Source organism: Methyloversatilis discipulorum (genome assembly GCF_018780585.1).
In the GTDB taxonomy this organism is placed as follows: Bacteria; Pseudomonadota; Gammaproteobacteria; order Burkholderiales; family Rhodocyclaceae; genus Methyloversatilis; species Methyloversatilis discipulorum_B.
On sequence record NZ_JADMJL010000040.1, the window covers coordinates 14,453 to 30,440 of the forward strand.

Consider the following 15,988-nt stretch of genomic DNA (forward strand, 5'->3'; position numbering starts at 1 on the left):
GGCAGCGTCGCCCCGGTCTTGTCTATCGATGCACCACCACCGTCACGAACTCTTGCGCACGCGCAGGTACCACTCGCACAGCAGGCGCACCTGCTTCGGCGTGTAGCCCTTGCCGACCATGCGATTGACGAAGTCCTCGTGCTTCTTGGCATCGTCGGCGCTGGCCTTGGCGTTGAAGCTGATCACCGGCAGCAGTTCTTCGGTGTTGGAGAACATCTTCTTCTCGATCACCGTGCGCAGCTTTTCGTAACTGGTCCACACCGGGTTCTTGCCGGCGTTGTTGGCGCGCGCCCGCAGCACGAAGTTCACGATCTCGTTGCGGAAATCCTTCGGGTTCGAAATGCCCGCCGGCTTCTCGATCTTTTCCAGTTCGGCGTTCAGCGAGGCGCGGTCGAACACTTCGCCGGTATCGGTATCGCGGTACTCCTGGTCCTGTATCCAGTAGTCCGCGTAGGTGACGTAGCGATCGAAGATGTTCTGGCCGTACTCGCTGTAGCTTTCCAGATAGGCGGTCTGGATTTCCTTGCCGATGAATTCGGCGTAGCGCGGCGACAGGTGTTCCTTGATGCAGGCGATGTACTTCTGCTCGACGTCCTGCGGGAACTGTTCGCGCTCGATCTGCTGTTCGAGTACGTACATCAGGTGCACCGGGTTGGCCGCCACCTCGGTCGAATCGAAGTTGAACACCTTGGACAGGATCTTGAACGCGAAGCGGGTGGAGATGCCGCTCATGCCCTCGTCGACGCCGGCGTAGTCGCGGTACTCCTGATAGCTCTTGGCGCGCGGATCGGTGTCCTTCAGGTTCTCGCCGTCATACACCTGCATCTTCGAATAGAGGCTGGAATTCTCCGGCTCCTTGAGCCGGGTCAGCACGGCGAACTGCGCCATCATCTTCAACGTGCCCGGAGCGCACACGGCCTCGGCCAGCGACGAGCCGCGCAGCAGCTTCTCGTAGATCTTCACTTCCTCGGACACGCGCAGGCAGTAAGGCACCTTGACGATGTAGATGCGGTCGAGGAAGGCTTCGTTGTTCTTGTTGTTGCGGAAGGCCTTCCACTCGCTCTCGTTCGAGTGCGCCAGCACCACGCCGTCGAACGGAATCGCGCCGAAGCCTTCGGTACCCTTGAAGTTGCCTTCCTGGGTTGCGGTCAGCAGCGGATGCAGCACCTTGATCGGCGCCTTGAACATTTCGACGAATTCGAGCAGGCCCTGGTTGGCCAGGCACAGGCCGCCGGAGAAGCTGTAGGCATCCGGGTCGTCCTGTGCATAGGTTTCGAGCTTGCGGATGTCGACCTTGCCAACCAGCGACGAAATGTCCTGGTTGTTCTCGTCACCCGGTTCGGTCTTGGCGATGCCCACCTGCTTCAGCACGCTGGGGTAGCGCTTGACCACGCGGAACTTGCGGATGTCGCCGCCGAATTCCTCCAGCCGCTTGACCGCCCACGGACTCAGGATGCGGTTGAGGTAACGGCTCGGGATGCCATATTCCTTTTCGAGGATGGCGCCGTCCTCGGTCGGGTCGAACAGGCCCAGCGGCGACTCATTCACCGGCGAACCCTTGATCGCGTAGAAGGGCACTTCCTGCATCAGAGCCTTCAGACGTTCGGCGATCGACGACTTGCCGCCGCCGACCGGACCCAGCAGATAGAGGATCTGCTTCTTCTCTTCCAGGCCCTGTGCGGCGTGACGGAAGTAGCTCACCACCTGCTCGATCGCGTCCTCCATGCCGTAGAACTCGGCGAAGGCCGGATAGATCTTGATCACCTTGTTGGCGAAGATGCGCGACAGCCGCGGGTCGTTGCGGGTGTCCACCGTCTGCGGTTCGCCGATCGCCTTCAACATGCGTTCGGCCGCGCTGGCGTAGGCCATCGGATCGCGCTTGCACTCCGCGAGGTACTCCTCCAGCGAAAGTTCCTCTTCGCGGGTGCGCTCGAAACGCGCGGCGAAATGACTGACGATGTCCATGCTGATCTCCAAGTCTCCGTTGACCTTCAAAACAGGTAGTCCGGAAGCCCGCGGCCTGCGCGCACATTCCGCACCACCACATGTTCAGCTTGGTTCACTCGCGGGCTCGATGAAAGCCCGATAAGCACCGCGATCACCATCCTGCTCCGAAGCATGGACGCTGTGTCGAGTCGTGCGACACAAGATGCGTACATGCAACACTTGTTGTCGAGTCGATACCCCCTGCAACGCGAAGTTCCCGCGTGCTCACGCTTGTTCACGTGTGTGCCCGGCAGTCCGTTGACCGGTCCTGAGCAAGTTGTGGTCCATGCTCGCCGTGCGCGGGCCACGCGGTGTCCATCGTCATCGCAGTGTTCCGCTCAAGGGCCCGCCTGGCGCGGGCGCCGCGGACGCGGTCGGCGAAAGGGCTCGCCGTCGCGCGCACCACGCCGGTGCACGATCACCCTGTCGCACCGCTGGCGCGCCCCGGTACAGATCCCGCATCGGGGCGACAACCGGTCATCGGCAGCTGCGGTCTGCGCCGCGCACGGCGCGTGCGGTCGACAGCCGACATGCACTGTATGAAAATACAGTACACACCATGTCCACGCCCTACGCCGAACTTCACTGCCTGAGCCACTTCAGTTTCCAGCGCGGCGCCTCGTCGCCGGAGGAACTGGCCGAGCGCGCCGCCGCACTCGGCTACACGGCACTGGCCATCACCGACGAATGCTCGCTGGCCGGCGTCGTGCGCGCCCACGTGGCACTGCGTGCCCTGCCCGACCCGAAACCGGCGCTGATCATCGGCAGCGAAATCCGCCTGGCCGACGGACCCAAGCTGGTGCTGCTGGCCTGCAACCGCAACGGTTACGGCAATCTGGCCGAACTGATCACGCGCGGCCGGATGGCGGCGGACAAGGGCCGCTACCACCTGACGCTGGCCGACCTCGACGCTGGCCTGGCCGACTGCATCGCGCTGCTGGCGCCGACCGACGACGACATCGCCGATGCCGCCACGCTGGCTGCGCACGGCTGCTGGCTCAGATCGCGTTTCGGTGAGCGCGCCTGGCTGGCGGTGGAACTGCACCTGGGTACCGACGACTGCGCCAAGCTGGCAGCGCTGCAGGCGGCGGCCGACGCCAGCGGCTTGCCGCTGTGCGCCGCGGGCGACGTGCACATGCATGTGCGCCAGCGACGCCGGCTGCAGGACACGCTGACCGCCATCCGCCTGCACCGCACGCTGCCCGAATGCGGCGAACGGCTGTTTCCGAACGGCGAGCGCCACCTGCGCCTGCCGCACCGGCTGGCGCAGATCCATCCGGCCGAACAGCTGGCCGCGAGCGTGCACATCGCCGCGCAGTGCAGCTTCTCGCTCGACGAACTGCGCTACGAGTACCCGGAAGAGATCGTGCCGGCCGGCCATACACCGGCGTCCTGGCTGCGTCATCTGGCCGAACGCGGCTACGTCGAGCGCTGCGGGCAGATCCGTCGCGTGGTCAGGCTGGACGACGCCACCTTCGAACTGAAGGCGGGCAAGTTGCGCCAGCAGATCGAGGACGAACTGGCGCTGATCGCCGAGCTCAAGTACGAACCCTACTTCCTGACCGTGTACGACATCGTGGCCTGGGCGCGCAGCCGCGGCATCCTCTGTCAGGGCCGCGGTTCGGCCGCCAATTCGGCGGTGTGCTACTGCATCGGCGTGACCGAGGTCGACCCGTGGCGGGCCAACATGCTGTTCGGTCGCTTCATTTCGCGCGAGCGCAACGAAGCGCCAGACATCGACGTCGATTTCGAGCACGAGCGGCGCGAGGAAGTGATCCAGTACATCTACGGCAAGTACGGCCGCGACCGCGCCGCATTGGCCGCCAGCCTGACCTGCTACCGGCCGCGCTCGGCGCTGCGCGACGTCGGCCGCGCGCTCGGTTTCAGCGACGACGCGCTCGACCGCCTGACGCGCGGCCACATGTGGTGGGACGGCAGGCAGGTGCGCGAGGACCGCATGGCCGAAGCCGGCTTCAGCCCCGCCTCGCCGCACGTACGCCGGCTGATGGAACTGGCGAATGAACTGATCGGCGCGCCGCGTCACCTGTCGCAGCATGTCGGCGGCTTCGTCATCGCGCGCGGCCGGCTGTCGCGCCTGGTGCCGATAGAGAACGCCCGGATGCCGGATCGCTGCGTCATCCAGTGGGACAAGGACGACCTCGAAGCGGTCGGCCTGATGAAAGTCGATGTACTGGCGCTCGGCATGCTGACCGCGATACGCAAGACGCTGCAGTCGCTGGCGACCTACGCCGATGCGCATCCGGCGTCACCGGCGACAGGGCCGGGACCGATGCCCCGCAGCGTCGCCGACATTCCGCCCGAAGACCCGGCGACCTACGACATGCTGTGCCGCGGCGAATCGACCGGCGTGTTCCAGGTCGAATCGCGGGCGCAGATGAACATGCTGCCGCGACTGCGGCCGCGCCGTTACTACGACCTGGTCATCCAGGTCGCCATCGTGCGCCCGGGGCCGATACAAGGCGGCATGGTCCATCCCTACCTCGCCCGCCGCCACCTGCCGCCGGAACGGATCGACTACCCGTCGGACGAACTGCGCCCGGTACTCGAACGCACGCTGGGCGTGCCCATCTTCCAGGAACAGGTGATGCAGCTGGCCGTCGTCGCCGCCGGCTTCACGCCGGGTGAAGCCGACCAGATGCGCCGTTCGATGGCCGCCTGGCGACAGCGCGGCACGATGGAAAAATTCCAGCACAAGCTGACCGCCGGCCTGCTGAACAAGGGCTACACGCCGGAATTCGCCGAACAGATCTACCGCCAGATCGAAGGCTTTTCCGGCTACGGTTTTCCGGAGTCGCACGCCGCCAGCTTCGCGCTGCTGGTCTACACCTCGTCCTGGCTCAAGTGCCATCACCCGGCCGCCTTCCTGTGCGGCCTGCTGAACAGCCAGCCCATGGGCTTCTACGCGCCGGCCCAGCTGATCGCCGACGCACGCGCGCACGGCGTCGACGTACATCCGGCCGACGTGACGGTGAGTGGCTGGGACTGCGTGCTCGAACGTCCGTCGTCGTCGCGCGCATCCGGGCCTGCCGTGCGGCTGGGCCTGCGCATGATCAAGGGCGTGTCGCAGGACGCCATGCAAAGCCTGATCGCCGCCCGCGCAAAGGCACCGTTCGCGAATGTCGACGACCTCGCCCGCCGCGCCCGGCTGGACCGGCAGCAGTTGCGCTGTCTCGCTGCCGGCGGAGCGCTGCAGCCGCTCGCCGGCAACCGCCACCAGGCACACTGGCAGGCCGCGGTGCGGCGCCCGGACGCACTGCTGGGCGACGCGCCGGTGAACGAAACGCCGCTCGCGCTGGCGGCACCGCACGAAGGCGAGGACATCGTCGCCGATTACGCCAGCCTCGGTTTCACGCTGGGCCGCCATCCGCTGGCGCTGCTGCGTGGCGAACTGGCCGCTCAGCGCTTCATCACCGCCGCCGAACTGCGCCGTCTGCCCGACCGCGCACTGGCCCGTGCCGCCGGCATCGTCACCTGCCGCCAGCGTCCGGGCACGGCGAGCGGCGTCATGTTCGTCACGGTGGAAGACGAAACCGGACTGGCCAACGTCATCGTGCACAAGGACGTGCAGGAGAAACAGCGGCACGAAGTGCTGGGCGCTACCCTGCTCGGCATCTACGGCCAGGTGTCGCGCGAAGGCGAGGTGATCCACCTGATCGCCCGCCGCCTGGTCGACCGCTCGGCACTGCTCGGAGCGCTGACGCCGCGCAGTCGGGATTTCCACTAGAAAGCGACTACAGTCCCGTCTTCCACGACCGTTCCCGCACGCCATGACGCCCGGCCAGCCCGCTCCCGACTTCGACGCCTTCGACCAGCACGGCCACCGCCACCGCCTCGCCGATTACCGCGGCCGCTGGCTGGCGCTGTATTTCTATCCGCGCGACGACACGCCGGGCTGCACAAAACAGGCCTGCTCCATCCGCGACGGTCGCGCCGACCTCGCCGCTCGCGGGCTCACCGTGCTCGGCGTGTCGGCACAGGGCAGCGCGGCGCACCGCGCTTTCACCGACAAGTTCGCCCTCGATTTCCCGCTGCTGGTCGATGACGGCCAGCGCATCGCCCGCGGCTACGGCGCGCTCGGCAGCGGTCCGGCCGGACTGCTGCGCCGCTGGCTGGGTGCCTACCGGCGCATCAGCGTACTGATCGACCCCGAAGGTCGCATCGCACACCTGATCGAGCGACCCGACGTGAGCCGCCACGCCGACGAACTGCTCGCTCTGCTGCCGCCACGTTGAGCACCCGCGCCACGGACGATTGTCGTACGCCGTCCGGCATGTGGACGCCGTTCACGCCAGACGCCTTCACACAAGGCACTGATATTCCAGCCTTTCCGCGGCCCGCCCTCATGGCACGTCATCTGCTCCCCGCTGCACGGCGCGTCGTGCGCCGGACCGACGGGGAGGATGCATGCTGGCCTGGCTGCTCAGACGACATTTCTGGTTCGAACTGCAACGCATCGCCGACTGCGAATCGCGCGACGAGGACTACTGCCCGTCGCCACGCGGCAGCGCCAATGAGCGGCAGCTGCTGGGCACGCTGTCCCGCGTGTTCTCCGGTCTGCGCAACCGGGCACGCAACGCCGAAACGCGCGCGCACGAACTGGAACAGATGCTGGACGTGGCCGCCGACAACGCGCAGTCGCTGCGTCAGGAGCTGAGCGAAGCGAGCGCGCGCAGCAGTCTGATCGCCGCCGTGGTCGACGCCGGACTGTGGGAAGTCCGGCTGGGCGACGCCCGCACGCCGGACCTGAAACATCCGGTCTGGTGGTCGGACCGTCTGCGCAGCATGCTGGGCTACGACCACGACGACTTTCCGGATCGCCTCGACAGCTGGGCCTCGCGTCTGCATCCGGAAGACCGCAAGCAAGCACTCGACACGCTGGCGCGGCAATGGACCGACCGGCGCGACGGCGACTGGCCGGACACGCGCTACCGGATGGCACACAAGGACGGCAGCTACCGCTGGCTGCTGTCGCGCACCCGCACCGTGCGCGACGAACAGGGCGTCGTGCGCATCGCCGGCTCGCTGACCGACATCAGCCGCAGCCGCGAGGACGAGGCGAAACTCGACGCCGCGCTCACCCGTTTCGAACTGGCCAGCGACATGCTGTCGGACGGCATCTGGGACCTCGACGTGGTGGCCGGCGACCCGGTCAATCCGTCCAACACCTTCTGGTGGTCGACGCAGTTCCGCCGCCTGCTCGGCTTCGAGACCGAAGAGGAATTCCCGAACGTGCTCGACAGCTGGGCCTCGCGCCTGCACCCGGACGACAAGCCGGGCGTGCTCGAAGCCTTCACCCGCCACCTGATGGACCGCAGCGGCAACACGCCCTACTCGATCGACTACCGGCTGCGCTGCAAGGACGGTGTCTACCGCTGGTTCCGTGCCCGCGGCCGCACCCGGCGCGACGACCGCGGTACGCCGCTGCGCGTGGTCGGCGCGCTCACCTGCATCGAGGCCGAGCACAACGAGCACCATCTGCAGGAAGTCGAGGCGCGGCAGCGCCAGCAGCTCGGTGACAACGTGCAGAAGATACGCGCCATCGTCACCGCCATCCGCGCCATCGCCGACCAGACCAACCGGCTGGCGCTGAATGCGGCGATCGAGGCCGCGCGCGCCGGCGACGCCGGACGCGGCTTTTCGGTGGTGGCCGACGAGGTGCGCACGCTGTCCGAGCGCACGCGCGAGGCGACCGAACAGATCGCCCGCATCATCCCCGACGGCGACTGACGGCGCGCGGTGCCGGCCGCCTTCTTACTTGATCGAGAAGTCGGCGCGGTTCGGCGCCGTCTTCGCGTCCTTGCCGCCGGCCGGCTTGCTCCCCTCGTCGGCCGGCTTGCCTCCGTCGGCGGCCGGCTCGCCTGCCTTGGGTGCCAGCACGAACAGGCGCGCGTCCTCGACCTTGGCCTTGCGCGTCAGGTAGTCCTTCACCGTCTGCGCACGCGCCAGGCCGAGCAGGCGCAGGTCTTCGTCGCTGACTTCGGTATTGGTCAGGATGAGCTTTTCCATTTCCGGCACCGGCAGGTCCTTCGCCAGACCAACCAGATTGCGCGGCTTCGGGAAATCCGCCGCCTTGTAGACCGCCTTCAGCAGATCCGGATATTCCTCCGGCGACACCGTCGTGGTTTCGGCCGAGGCTTTGGTTTTCGCCGCCTTGACCGCACGTACCTTCTGCTCCAGCAGCGCGCGGCGGTAGCCTTCGATGTCGGTCGCGCGATCGGTGCGGCCGGTCACTTCCAGTTTCAGCGCCGGTCGGTCGGTCAGCGCCTTGCCCAGCGTGTCGAGCTTGCTGCGCGCGGTGTCGGTCAGCGTCGCCCGACCCGGCTCGAAGGCGACGTGATCGAGATCGGCCTCGGAGCCGAACAGCGAACCGAGCAACGCAAATGGCGAGGTGACCGCCTTGACGATCAGGTTCACGATCACCTTGACGACGATGCCGCCGATGGAGAACTGCGGATCGGACAGCGAGCCGCTGATCGGCAGGTTGATGTCGATGACGCCGTTGCGGTCCTGCAGCAGCGACACCGCCAGCAGCACCGGCGCCTTGATCGCGTCCGGGCTGTCGACCTTGTTGCCGAAGGTGAGCTGATCGAGGATGACGTTGTTCTGGGCAGTCAGCTGGTCGTTCTCGATCTTGTAGGCAATGTTGACGCTGAGCTTGCCCTTCTCGATGCCGTAGCCGACGTACTTGCCCGAATAGGGCGACAGCGGCGCCAGCTCGATGCCACGCGCACTGGCCTTGATGTCGAGGAAGAGCGCCTCGGCCAGCGGATTGATGCGGCCGGTGATGTCGATCGGCGCCGAACCTTCGACCAGGCCGCGCAGTTCCACCTCGCCGGCGGTGCCGGATGCAGAACTGAGGCCGGATACGCGGCCGCCCAGTTCGGACAGCTGGGCACGGTAGTTCGGCTTGATGAAGAAGTCGCTGAAATCGACGCGGCCGCCCTGCATCACGATGGTTTTCACGTCGATCGGCGGACGCGCCGCATTGATCATCTGTGCCAGTGCCGCGCTCTGGCTGCCGGAGGCCGGCGACGCCGCCGGGGGGGCAGCCGGTGCCGGAGCAGGCTTGGCGGCCGGAGCGGCGGCCACCGGCGCGGTCGCAGCCGTCCCGTCCTTGCGTACCACGTCCTGCAGGTTCAGCCGGCCCTGCGGCGACACGATGACGCGGGCGAAGTAATCCGACAGCGCGACTTCGTTGATCGACAGTCCGGCCAGCAGATCGGGCTTGCGGCTGTCCAGCTTCAGCGCGATGCCGCCTGCGAACAGCGAGCGCCACTTCAGCAGGTCGGAAGCGTTCACCTTTTCGGTCAGGTGGACGTTCTCGACATTGGTTTCACCCTTCCACGCCAGTGTCCAGTCGCCGGTCGGCTGCGTCTGCAGTGCGAGGTCGCCGCGCAGGCTCAGCACGCCGGCAAGCAGTTCGGCATTCAGCTTCTGCGCCATCCAGGGCTGGCCGACCAGCAGGTCGAGGCGGCGCGCATCGATCTTCAGGTCGGCCTGTACCGGCGACAGCGAAAAGCCGCCCCGTACGCCGAACAGGCCGCCCTTGGCGTCGCGAAAGCCGAGGTCCAGCTTCGATTTCTGCTTCAGGTCGGTGCCGACGTTTTCCAGCTTGAGCGACAGCCGGTCGAGCTCGACTACGGCCGGTGTCGTCAGCGTGCGGTCCTCGAAGCGGACCGCGCCGTCCTTCAGGTTCAGCGCCGACAGCTGCGCGGTCCATGCCGGAGCGGACGCCGCCGGCGCGGCAGGCCCCGCCGCCGCTGACGAGGGGCGCACCAGACCGGCGAGATCGATGTCGCCGTCGGCCTGACGCGCCGCGCGCAGACGCGGCTTGAGCAGATCCAGTGCGCCGACCGCGACCTTGCGCGTCGACAGGTCGATGCGCGCCTGGCTTACGACGATGTCGTCGGCCTGGGCAAATGCGTTCTTCTCGCCGCGACGCGTGAGCTTGAGACGGGCCACGCCCGCCTCGGTCACCAGCACCTCGCCCTGCGGCGCGCCGTCGGCCAGTCGCAGGCCGAAGCGCGTACCGATGCGCACGTCCGCCTGATCCACCGAGAAGTTGATCAGGTCGGCAAAGTAGGGGCTGAAGCGCGGCACCTCGACACCGCTCAGCGTCAGCTCGCCCTCGATGTCGGGCGCACTCGCGCGCAGCTTTGCATCGACCGCCAGCCGCGTATTGCCCTCGGCCTGCGCGGCGATCACCAGCGTCGCCGGGGCGTCGCCCTGCAGCGAGAAATCGCGCAGCACGATGTCCATCGGCTCGATCACGTAACTGAAGGGCTTGGCCGGCACTTCATCGCTGAAGGCGATGCGCGCCTGCAGCACTTCGAGCAGGCCGATTTTCACTTCGGGTGCCATGGCCGGCGCGCTCGCTGCGCTCTCCGGTGCTGCCGCAGAGGGACGCGGGCGCGGCAGCAGGGCAAGCAGATTCAGCTTGCCGTCCTTGGCACGGGCGACCTCGAAATCCGGCTGGTCGATGCGGATGCTGGCGATGTCCACCTTGCCGGCCAGCGGCTGTATCTCGTTCAGCACCATGTCCAGTGCCGGCAGCTTGAACAGCGGCTTGCCGTCGCGGCTGTCCAGTTCGAGATCGCGCAGCTCCAGCGTGCCCTGCAGCGAAATGCGCGGTTCGCCCTCTTTGGGCTGGCGGAAGCCCAGCTCGATGTCGGTGTCCAGCAGGCCGGAACTGATGCGGAAGCCCAGCGGCACCGGCGAGTATTCGTCGAACCGCGCGAGGTTGAGCGCGTTGAACTCGACCTTCATCGTCGCTTCGCGCTCGTCGATGAAGGGACGCACCTTGCCCTTCATCGAGAACGGCGCGTCGTTGATGCGAGCCGCGATCGAGGGCTCGACGAACAGTTCGACGTCGGACGGCAGGTTGGACACGAAGGGCAGGCCGATCTGGATGTCGCTGATCGCATGCTTGCGCGCGAAGGGCTGGTCGTCGATATCGACGCGGCCGTCGCGCAGCACGATGTTGTTGATCGAGAAGCGCGCCGGTTCCTCACTCGGCGGCTGGTCGAGAATCTTCTGCAGCACGTCGCTGAAATTGAAGCGGCCGTCCTCGTCGAGACGCACGATGCGCAGCCAGGGCCGCTCCACCTGTACCGCCCGCACCACCGGTGCGCCCTTGAACAGCGACGCCCACTCGACATCGACGGTCAGGCTGTCCAGCGTCACCGCCTCGTCCTTGCCGTTGGCCTCCAGCATCTTCAGCCCCGACACCGTCAGTTCCAGCGTGTAGGGGTTGATCGACACCGCCTGCAGCGTCAGCGCTCGGCCGAGGAATTCGGAACCGTGCTTCTCGGCCAGCGAACGCACCAGATGCGGCGCCGCGAACGCACCGAGCAGACCGAACAGCACGGTTGCAGCGACGATGCCGATGAAGGTCTTGCGTACGGCGGGACGGGAAAAGAGGGCGGTGAGCGACATGGGCAAGCGGATCCAGGCGGATGAACGGGGCGATTATGACGCGGGGCCGGCTGCAAGATGTCGTGCGGCCGCATCCAGCGCTTCGTCGAGCACGACGACGTATGCACGCAACGCGTCGGGCAGCTGTTCCGGCGACAGACTGGCGTCGCGCAGTGCGCGTTCCAGCCGCGCCGCCTCAACGCCGGCGCGGGCAAAACCGAGGTTCAGACAGACGCCCTTGAGCGCATGAATCTGGCGGACGATGTCGGCAGCCGGTTCGCCGACGCGCGCCGCCAGTGCGTCGCGCAGCGCCCTGACCTCGCCCAGCGTGGTGGCGAGGATTTCGCCGTAGAGCGCGAGATCGCCATCGAACTGCTGGCGCACGGCGGCCAGATCGAGCGCAGGTCGCGCCTCATCGGTGACCGGTTCCGCGACGGGCTCGACCGTTGCCGGCGCCATGGTCTGCAACACGTCGCCGCGGCCGGCGGCGGTGGTCGCCAGCACCCCGAGCAAGGCGTGCGCGTCGACCGGTTTGGTCAGGTAGGCACGCATGCCCAGCGCCAGGCACTCGTCGCGCTCCTCGGTCACCGCGTGCGCGGTCAGGCCGACGACGGGCGGCGCGGCAGCGCCCAGGCGGGCGACGATCTCGCGCGTCGCAGTCTTGCCGTCCATCACCGGCATCTGGATATCCATCAGCACCAGGTCGATGCCACCGGCACAGACGCGTTCCAGCGCCTGCCGCCCGTCGACGGCCTGCTCAGCGTGCGCGCCCGCGCGTTCGACCAGATGAACCGCCACCGTCCGGTTGACCGCGATGTCATCGACGACGAGCACGCGCAGATCGGCCAGCGAAACCGCGGATATCTGCTCGGCAGCCGTCGGCAGCGCACCGTCCTCCACCTGTTCGAGCCAGACCTCGGCCCAGAAGGTGGCGCCCTCGCCCGGCGCGCCACTGCCGCCGACACGACCGCCCATCGCCTCGGCCAGCCGTTTGCAGATGGTCAGGCCGAGGCCGGTGCCGCCGTGGCTGCGCACCACCGATGCGTCGGCCTGCACGAAGGGCTCGAACAGCGCGTCGATCTCGTCAGACGACACACCGCGACCGGTGTCGCGCACCGTCATGCGCAGGCGCACCCGCTGACCCGCCCGCTCGCACAACGCGACCTCGACGTCGACGCGACCGTGTGCGGTGAACTTCAGCGCGTTCGACACGTAGTTGTTCAGTATCTGCGCCAGCCGCGTCGGATCGCCGCACAGCGCCGGCGGCACTTCCGGCGCCAGCTTGAACGTCAGAGCGAGCGCCTTGTCCTGTGCCTGCGCGACAAACGAGGCGTGACAGGTTTCCAGCAGGTCGCCGATGGCGAAGGGAATGTGTTCCAGATCGAGCTTGCCGGCCTCGATCTTCGAGAAGTCGAGAATGTCGTTGACGATCATGCGCAGCTGACTGGCCGCGATGCGCAACTGCCGGCCATGCTCGCGCGCCCGTTGCGGGCTGTCGTTGTCGGCGAGGATGGCCGCCAGCCCGACCACGCCATTCAGCGGGGTGCGGATTTCGTGGCTCATCGCCGCGAGGAAGGCGCTCTTGGCGCGGCTGGCTTCGCGCGCATCGGCCACCGCCTGTTCGGCGCGCTGCAGCAGCGCCTCGCGTTCATCCTCGCGCTGTTGCAGCGACACGGCCATGCCGTTGAACGACTGCGCCAGCACCTGCAGTTCCTGCTCGCCGCTCTCGTCCACCCGCGCGTCGAGCTGGCCCGAAGCGATGCGCTGCGCGCCGTCGGACAATCGCCGGATGCCGTGCGCGAGCCAGCTGCTCAGCAGCCAGGAAAAAAGCGCGGCGAGCCCCATGCCAACGACCGCTACGACGGCCGCGAGCCGCTTCGCCTGTGCCAGTTCGCTGCGCGCCTGACGGTTGTCGATGCCCAGTTGCACTTCGCCGATGCGCGCGCTGCCGGCCATGATGGGCGCGCTGACGGCGAAGCTGTCGGAGCCCTCCGCCAGCGGGTCGCTGTCGGCGCTGAAGGTCCGCGCCAGCGCCGCAGCATCGCCCTTCGCCGCCACCTCGCGACCGTCCTGATCGAGCACCCGAACGAACACGGCCTCACGCCGCGACACCAGATCCGAGGACACCGCTTCGACCTTGGCCAGGTCGCTTGCAATCAGGGCGTCGGACACGGCGGCCGAAAACAGCGACATCGCCATCTGCGCGCTGCGCTGGATCAGATCGGCCTGCGAACTGGCCATCTGGCCCAGCGCGCCGAATATCGTCACCGAAAGCGTCAGCGCCTCGATCAGGGCGATGCCGAGAATGGCCTTCCAGCGGAAGGACATGCGGCTGAAGGCGCGCATCTTCATCAACAGGAATCAGCGCACCGGTTCGGCCAGCAATGCATCGAGTACCCGGATATCGAGCGCACGTATCGGCTCCCAGTCCCGATCCTGCGCGCTCACGACGCCCTTGAAGCCGATCTGCTTCAGCAGTTCGGCGCCGGGCGCCGAACTGCTGACCTTCTGTATCGCGTCGACGAACTCCCTGCCCACCGACTCCGGCACGCCCGGCAGACGGGCGAAGGCGTGCGGCGGGTACTCTGCCGAACGCCAGATGACGCGCATGCGATCACGGACGCCGGCGTCGATCGCCTCCAGCGTGCGCTCGATGCCGCCGCCAGCGACAACCAGCCCGCGCGCAACATTCAGGTAAACCGAATCGTGCGAGGCAACGAAGCGCGGCTTCACCGAAATGCCGCCGCGCTTCAGTTCGGCCAACGGAATGACGGTGGCGGCGAAAGCCGCCGGCGACGGAAAGGCGACCTCCTTGCCGTCCAGTTCCTGCACCGACGCGATGGCACTGTCGTTGCGGACGACGATCAGCCCGCGCAGCTTGCGGTCCTTCTCGCGAGCAAACGCCAGGTAGCCGGCAGCCTGATGAAACACCACGTAGTGATAGGGGTTCATGTAGGCGATCGCGTATTCGCCACGGGCCAGTCGCTTCTCGAACTCGGTGATGGTCGGCGCCGTCGCGAAACGGAATTCGCAGCCGCTGACGGCCGACACCTCGCGCAACAGCGGAATCCAGCCCTGCGCCAGATCGCTCGCCGCCTGCTGCGGCACGACACCGACGGTGATGACGCCGTCGAGCGCACAGGCCGCATGCAGCGCCGGCGCACCCGACAGACAAAGCAGCATCGCCAGTGCGGAGGCGGCGCGACGGATGGAGAGAACGATCATCAACGGGCCCTGTGCTTACCGCTCGGCGGTGAATCCGCGGGGATGCGCACGCGCACGCCCTCGGCTGGTTGTGGCCGATTCTAGCGCTCAAGTCGCGCCGTCGCGCTGCCGATACTCCACACGAACCCCGCAAAAAGACCAGCCCGCACACCGCCATGTCTGACCTCATAGGATCGGTCGCCAACCTGACCGGTTACCGCGATCGCGACCTTATCGACAGTACCTTCGTCTCGGTACTGGGCGACTGGCTCGACCCGATCGAACTGAATCTGTATCGCTGCGTCGGTGACGTCTCCGATCTGCGGCTGCTGCTGCAGGCAGGGATGATCAAAGGGAGCGGCATGCGTGCCGGCGATCCGAGCTGGACTCCACTCGATGCGCTGCCCGCCCTGTCCGCCCGCCCGCAGTTCGATCAGGCCTTCGGCTGCGACGAACCGCTGCTCGACCTGCCGATGAACGGCCACGACGGCCCCTGGCTCAATCTGTTTCCGGTTTGGGCGGGCGCACGGCGTTTCGGCATCATCGAACTGATCAGCGAACAGCCGCTGCTGCCGGTGCAGCTGCGCCTCGTGGAGGGTCTGCTGAAGATCTATCGCAACCAGATCAGCCTGCTCGACTACAGCGAACGTGACAGCCTGACCGGCCTGCTGAACCGCAAGACCTTCGACGAACAGTTCCTGAAGTGTCTGGATACGATGGCGGACAACAGGCAAGACGTGGAGGGGACGCCGACCTGGTGGCTGGGCGTCATCGACGTCGATCACTTCAAGCGCGTGAACGACACCTTCGGTCACCTGATCGGCGACGAGGTGCTGTTGCTGGTCGCTCGAATCCTGCGCACCGCCTTTCACCACAGCGAATACCTTTACCGCTTCGGTGGCGAAGAATTCATCGTGCTGCTGCGCGCCGAGCACGACGACGAAGCCCACCTTGCCTTCGATTTCTTCCGCCAGCAGCTGTCGGCCTTCGCCTTTCCGCAGGTCGGCCATGTCACCGCCAGCGTCGGCTTCACCCGTCTGCGCTTGATGGACAACGCCAGCGGCTCAGTGGATCGCGCCGACCGCGCGGTCTATCACGCGAAGCACAACGGGCGTAACCAGGTGCATTCGTACGAAGCACTGGTCAAGGCGGGCGTTTTTGAGGAGGTGAACAACAGCGGCGAGATCGAGCTGTTCTGAGCTAGGGCGGCGTGGTCTCAAGGCGATCCCGTTGCGGGACGCAGAAAACAAAAAAGGCCGCTTTCGCGGCCTTCTTCGTCAGCACCCTGCAGATATTGCAGAGCACTTTATGTTGGCGGAGTGGACGGGACTCGAACCCGCGACCCCCGGCGTGACAGGCCGGT

At 66.9% G+C, this 15,988-nt stretch carries 8 protein-coding genes; 4 read left to right on the forward strand and 4 right to left on the reverse strand.

Going from position 1 to position 15,988, the window contains the following annotated elements; all coding sequences use genetic code 11:
• Positions 1 to 42 precede the first annotated feature (42 nt).
• Positions 43 to 1,965: a PrkA family serine protein kinase gene (locus tag IV112_RS16770; RefSeq protein WP_020165153.1), complete on the reverse strand. Its 1,923-nt coding sequence runs from the start codon at positions 1,963 to 1,965 to the stop codon at positions 43 to 45.
• A 580-nt stretch (positions 1,966 to 2,545) separates the two neighbouring features.
• On the opposite strand from IV112_RS16770, the gene IV112_RS16775 reads away from it, so the two are divergent.
• The 3 genes from IV112_RS16775 (at position 2,546) to IV112_RS16785 (ending at position 7,734) form a co-directional block, all read left to right on the forward strand.
• A complete protein-coding gene (locus IV112_RS16775; RefSeq protein ID WP_304005363.1) occupies positions 2,546 to 5,731 on the forward strand; it encodes an error-prone DNA polymerase in 3,186 nt (1,061 codons plus the stop codon).
• 43 nt (positions 5,732 to 5,774) lie between these two features.
• Complete coding sequence (locus tag IV112_RS16780; protein WP_304005366.1) at positions 5,775 to 6,239, forward strand: peroxiredoxin; 465 nt, start codon at positions 5,775 to 5,777, stop codon at positions 6,237 to 6,239.
• Between the two features lie 172 nt (positions 6,240 to 6,411).
• Positions 6,412 to 7,734 carry a methyl-accepting chemotaxis protein gene (locus IV112_RS16785; RefSeq protein WP_304005369.1) on the forward strand — a complete coding sequence of 441 codons (1,323 nt, stop codon included), beginning with the start codon at positions 6,412 to 6,414 and terminating at the stop codon, positions 7,732 to 7,734.
• A 24-nt stretch (positions 7,735 to 7,758) separates the two neighbouring features.
• Here the strand turns inward: IV112_RS16785 and IV112_RS16790 are convergent, their stop codons facing one another.
• From IV112_RS16790 to IV112_RS16800, 3 genes are read right to left on the reverse strand one after another with little or no spacing between them, the layout of a single operon-like run.
• The gene (locus IV112_RS16790; RefSeq protein WP_304005371.1) at positions 7,759 to 11,442 is read right to left on the reverse strand and encodes a DUF748 domain-containing protein; all 3,684 of its coding nucleotides are present in this window, start codon (positions 11,440 to 11,442) and stop codon (positions 7,759 to 7,761) included.
• Positions 11,443 to 11,475: 33 nt separating this feature from the next.
• A complete protein-coding gene (locus IV112_RS16795; protein WP_304005374.1) occupies positions 11,476 to 13,773 on the reverse strand; it encodes an ATP-binding protein in 2,298 nt (765 codons plus the stop codon).
• 9 nt (positions 13,774 to 13,782) lie between these two features.
• Positions 13,783 to 14,646, reverse strand: a complete 864-nt coding sequence (locus tag IV112_RS16800) for a PhnD/SsuA/transferrin family substrate-binding protein (RefSeq protein ID WP_304005380.1) — start codon at positions 14,644 to 14,646, stop codon at positions 13,783 to 13,785.
• 155 nt (positions 14,647 to 14,801) lie between these two features.
• Between IV112_RS16800 and IV112_RS16805 the strand changes: the two genes are divergently transcribed.
• Entirely contained in the window at positions 14,802 to 15,824 is a 1,023-nt protein-coding gene (locus IV112_RS16805) for a GGDEF domain-containing protein (protein WP_304005377.1), read from the forward strand.
• The last annotated feature ends 164 nt before the right edge of the window (positions 15,825 to 15,988 follow it).

What these genes read in the sequence shown, in the direction of transcription:
- IV112_RS16770 (WP_020165153.1), bottom strand. Translation starts at nt 1,965, where the DNA reads ATGGACATCGTCAGTCATTTCGCCGCGCGTTTCGAGCGCACCCGCGAA.
- IV112_RS16775 (WP_304005363.1), top strand. Translation starts at nt 2,546, where the DNA reads ATGTCCACGCCCTACGCCGAACTTCACTGCCTGAGCCACTTCAGTTTC.
- IV112_RS16780 (WP_304005366.1), top strand. Translation starts at nt 5,775, where the DNA reads ATGACGCCCGGCCAGCCCGCTCCCGACTTCGACGCCTTCGACCAGCAC.
- IV112_RS16785 (WP_304005369.1), top strand. Translation starts at nt 6,412, where the DNA reads ATGCTGGCCTGGCTGCTCAGACGACATTTCTGGTTCGAACTGCAACGC.
- IV112_RS16790 (WP_304005371.1), bottom strand. Translation starts at nt 11,442, where the DNA reads ATGTCGCTCACCGCCCTCTTTTCCCGTCCCGCCGTACGCAAGACCTTC.
- IV112_RS16795 (WP_304005374.1), bottom strand. Translation starts at nt 13,773, where the DNA reads ATGAAGATGCGCGCCTTCAGCCGCATGTCCTTCCGCTGGAAGGCCATT.
- IV112_RS16800 (WP_304005380.1), bottom strand. Translation starts at nt 14,646, where the DNA reads ATGATCGTTCTCTCCATCCGTCGCGCCGCCTCCGCACTGGCGATGCTG.
- IV112_RS16805 (WP_304005377.1), top strand. Translation starts at nt 14,802, where the DNA reads ATGTCTGACCTCATAGGATCGGTCGCCAACCTGACCGGTTACCGCGAT.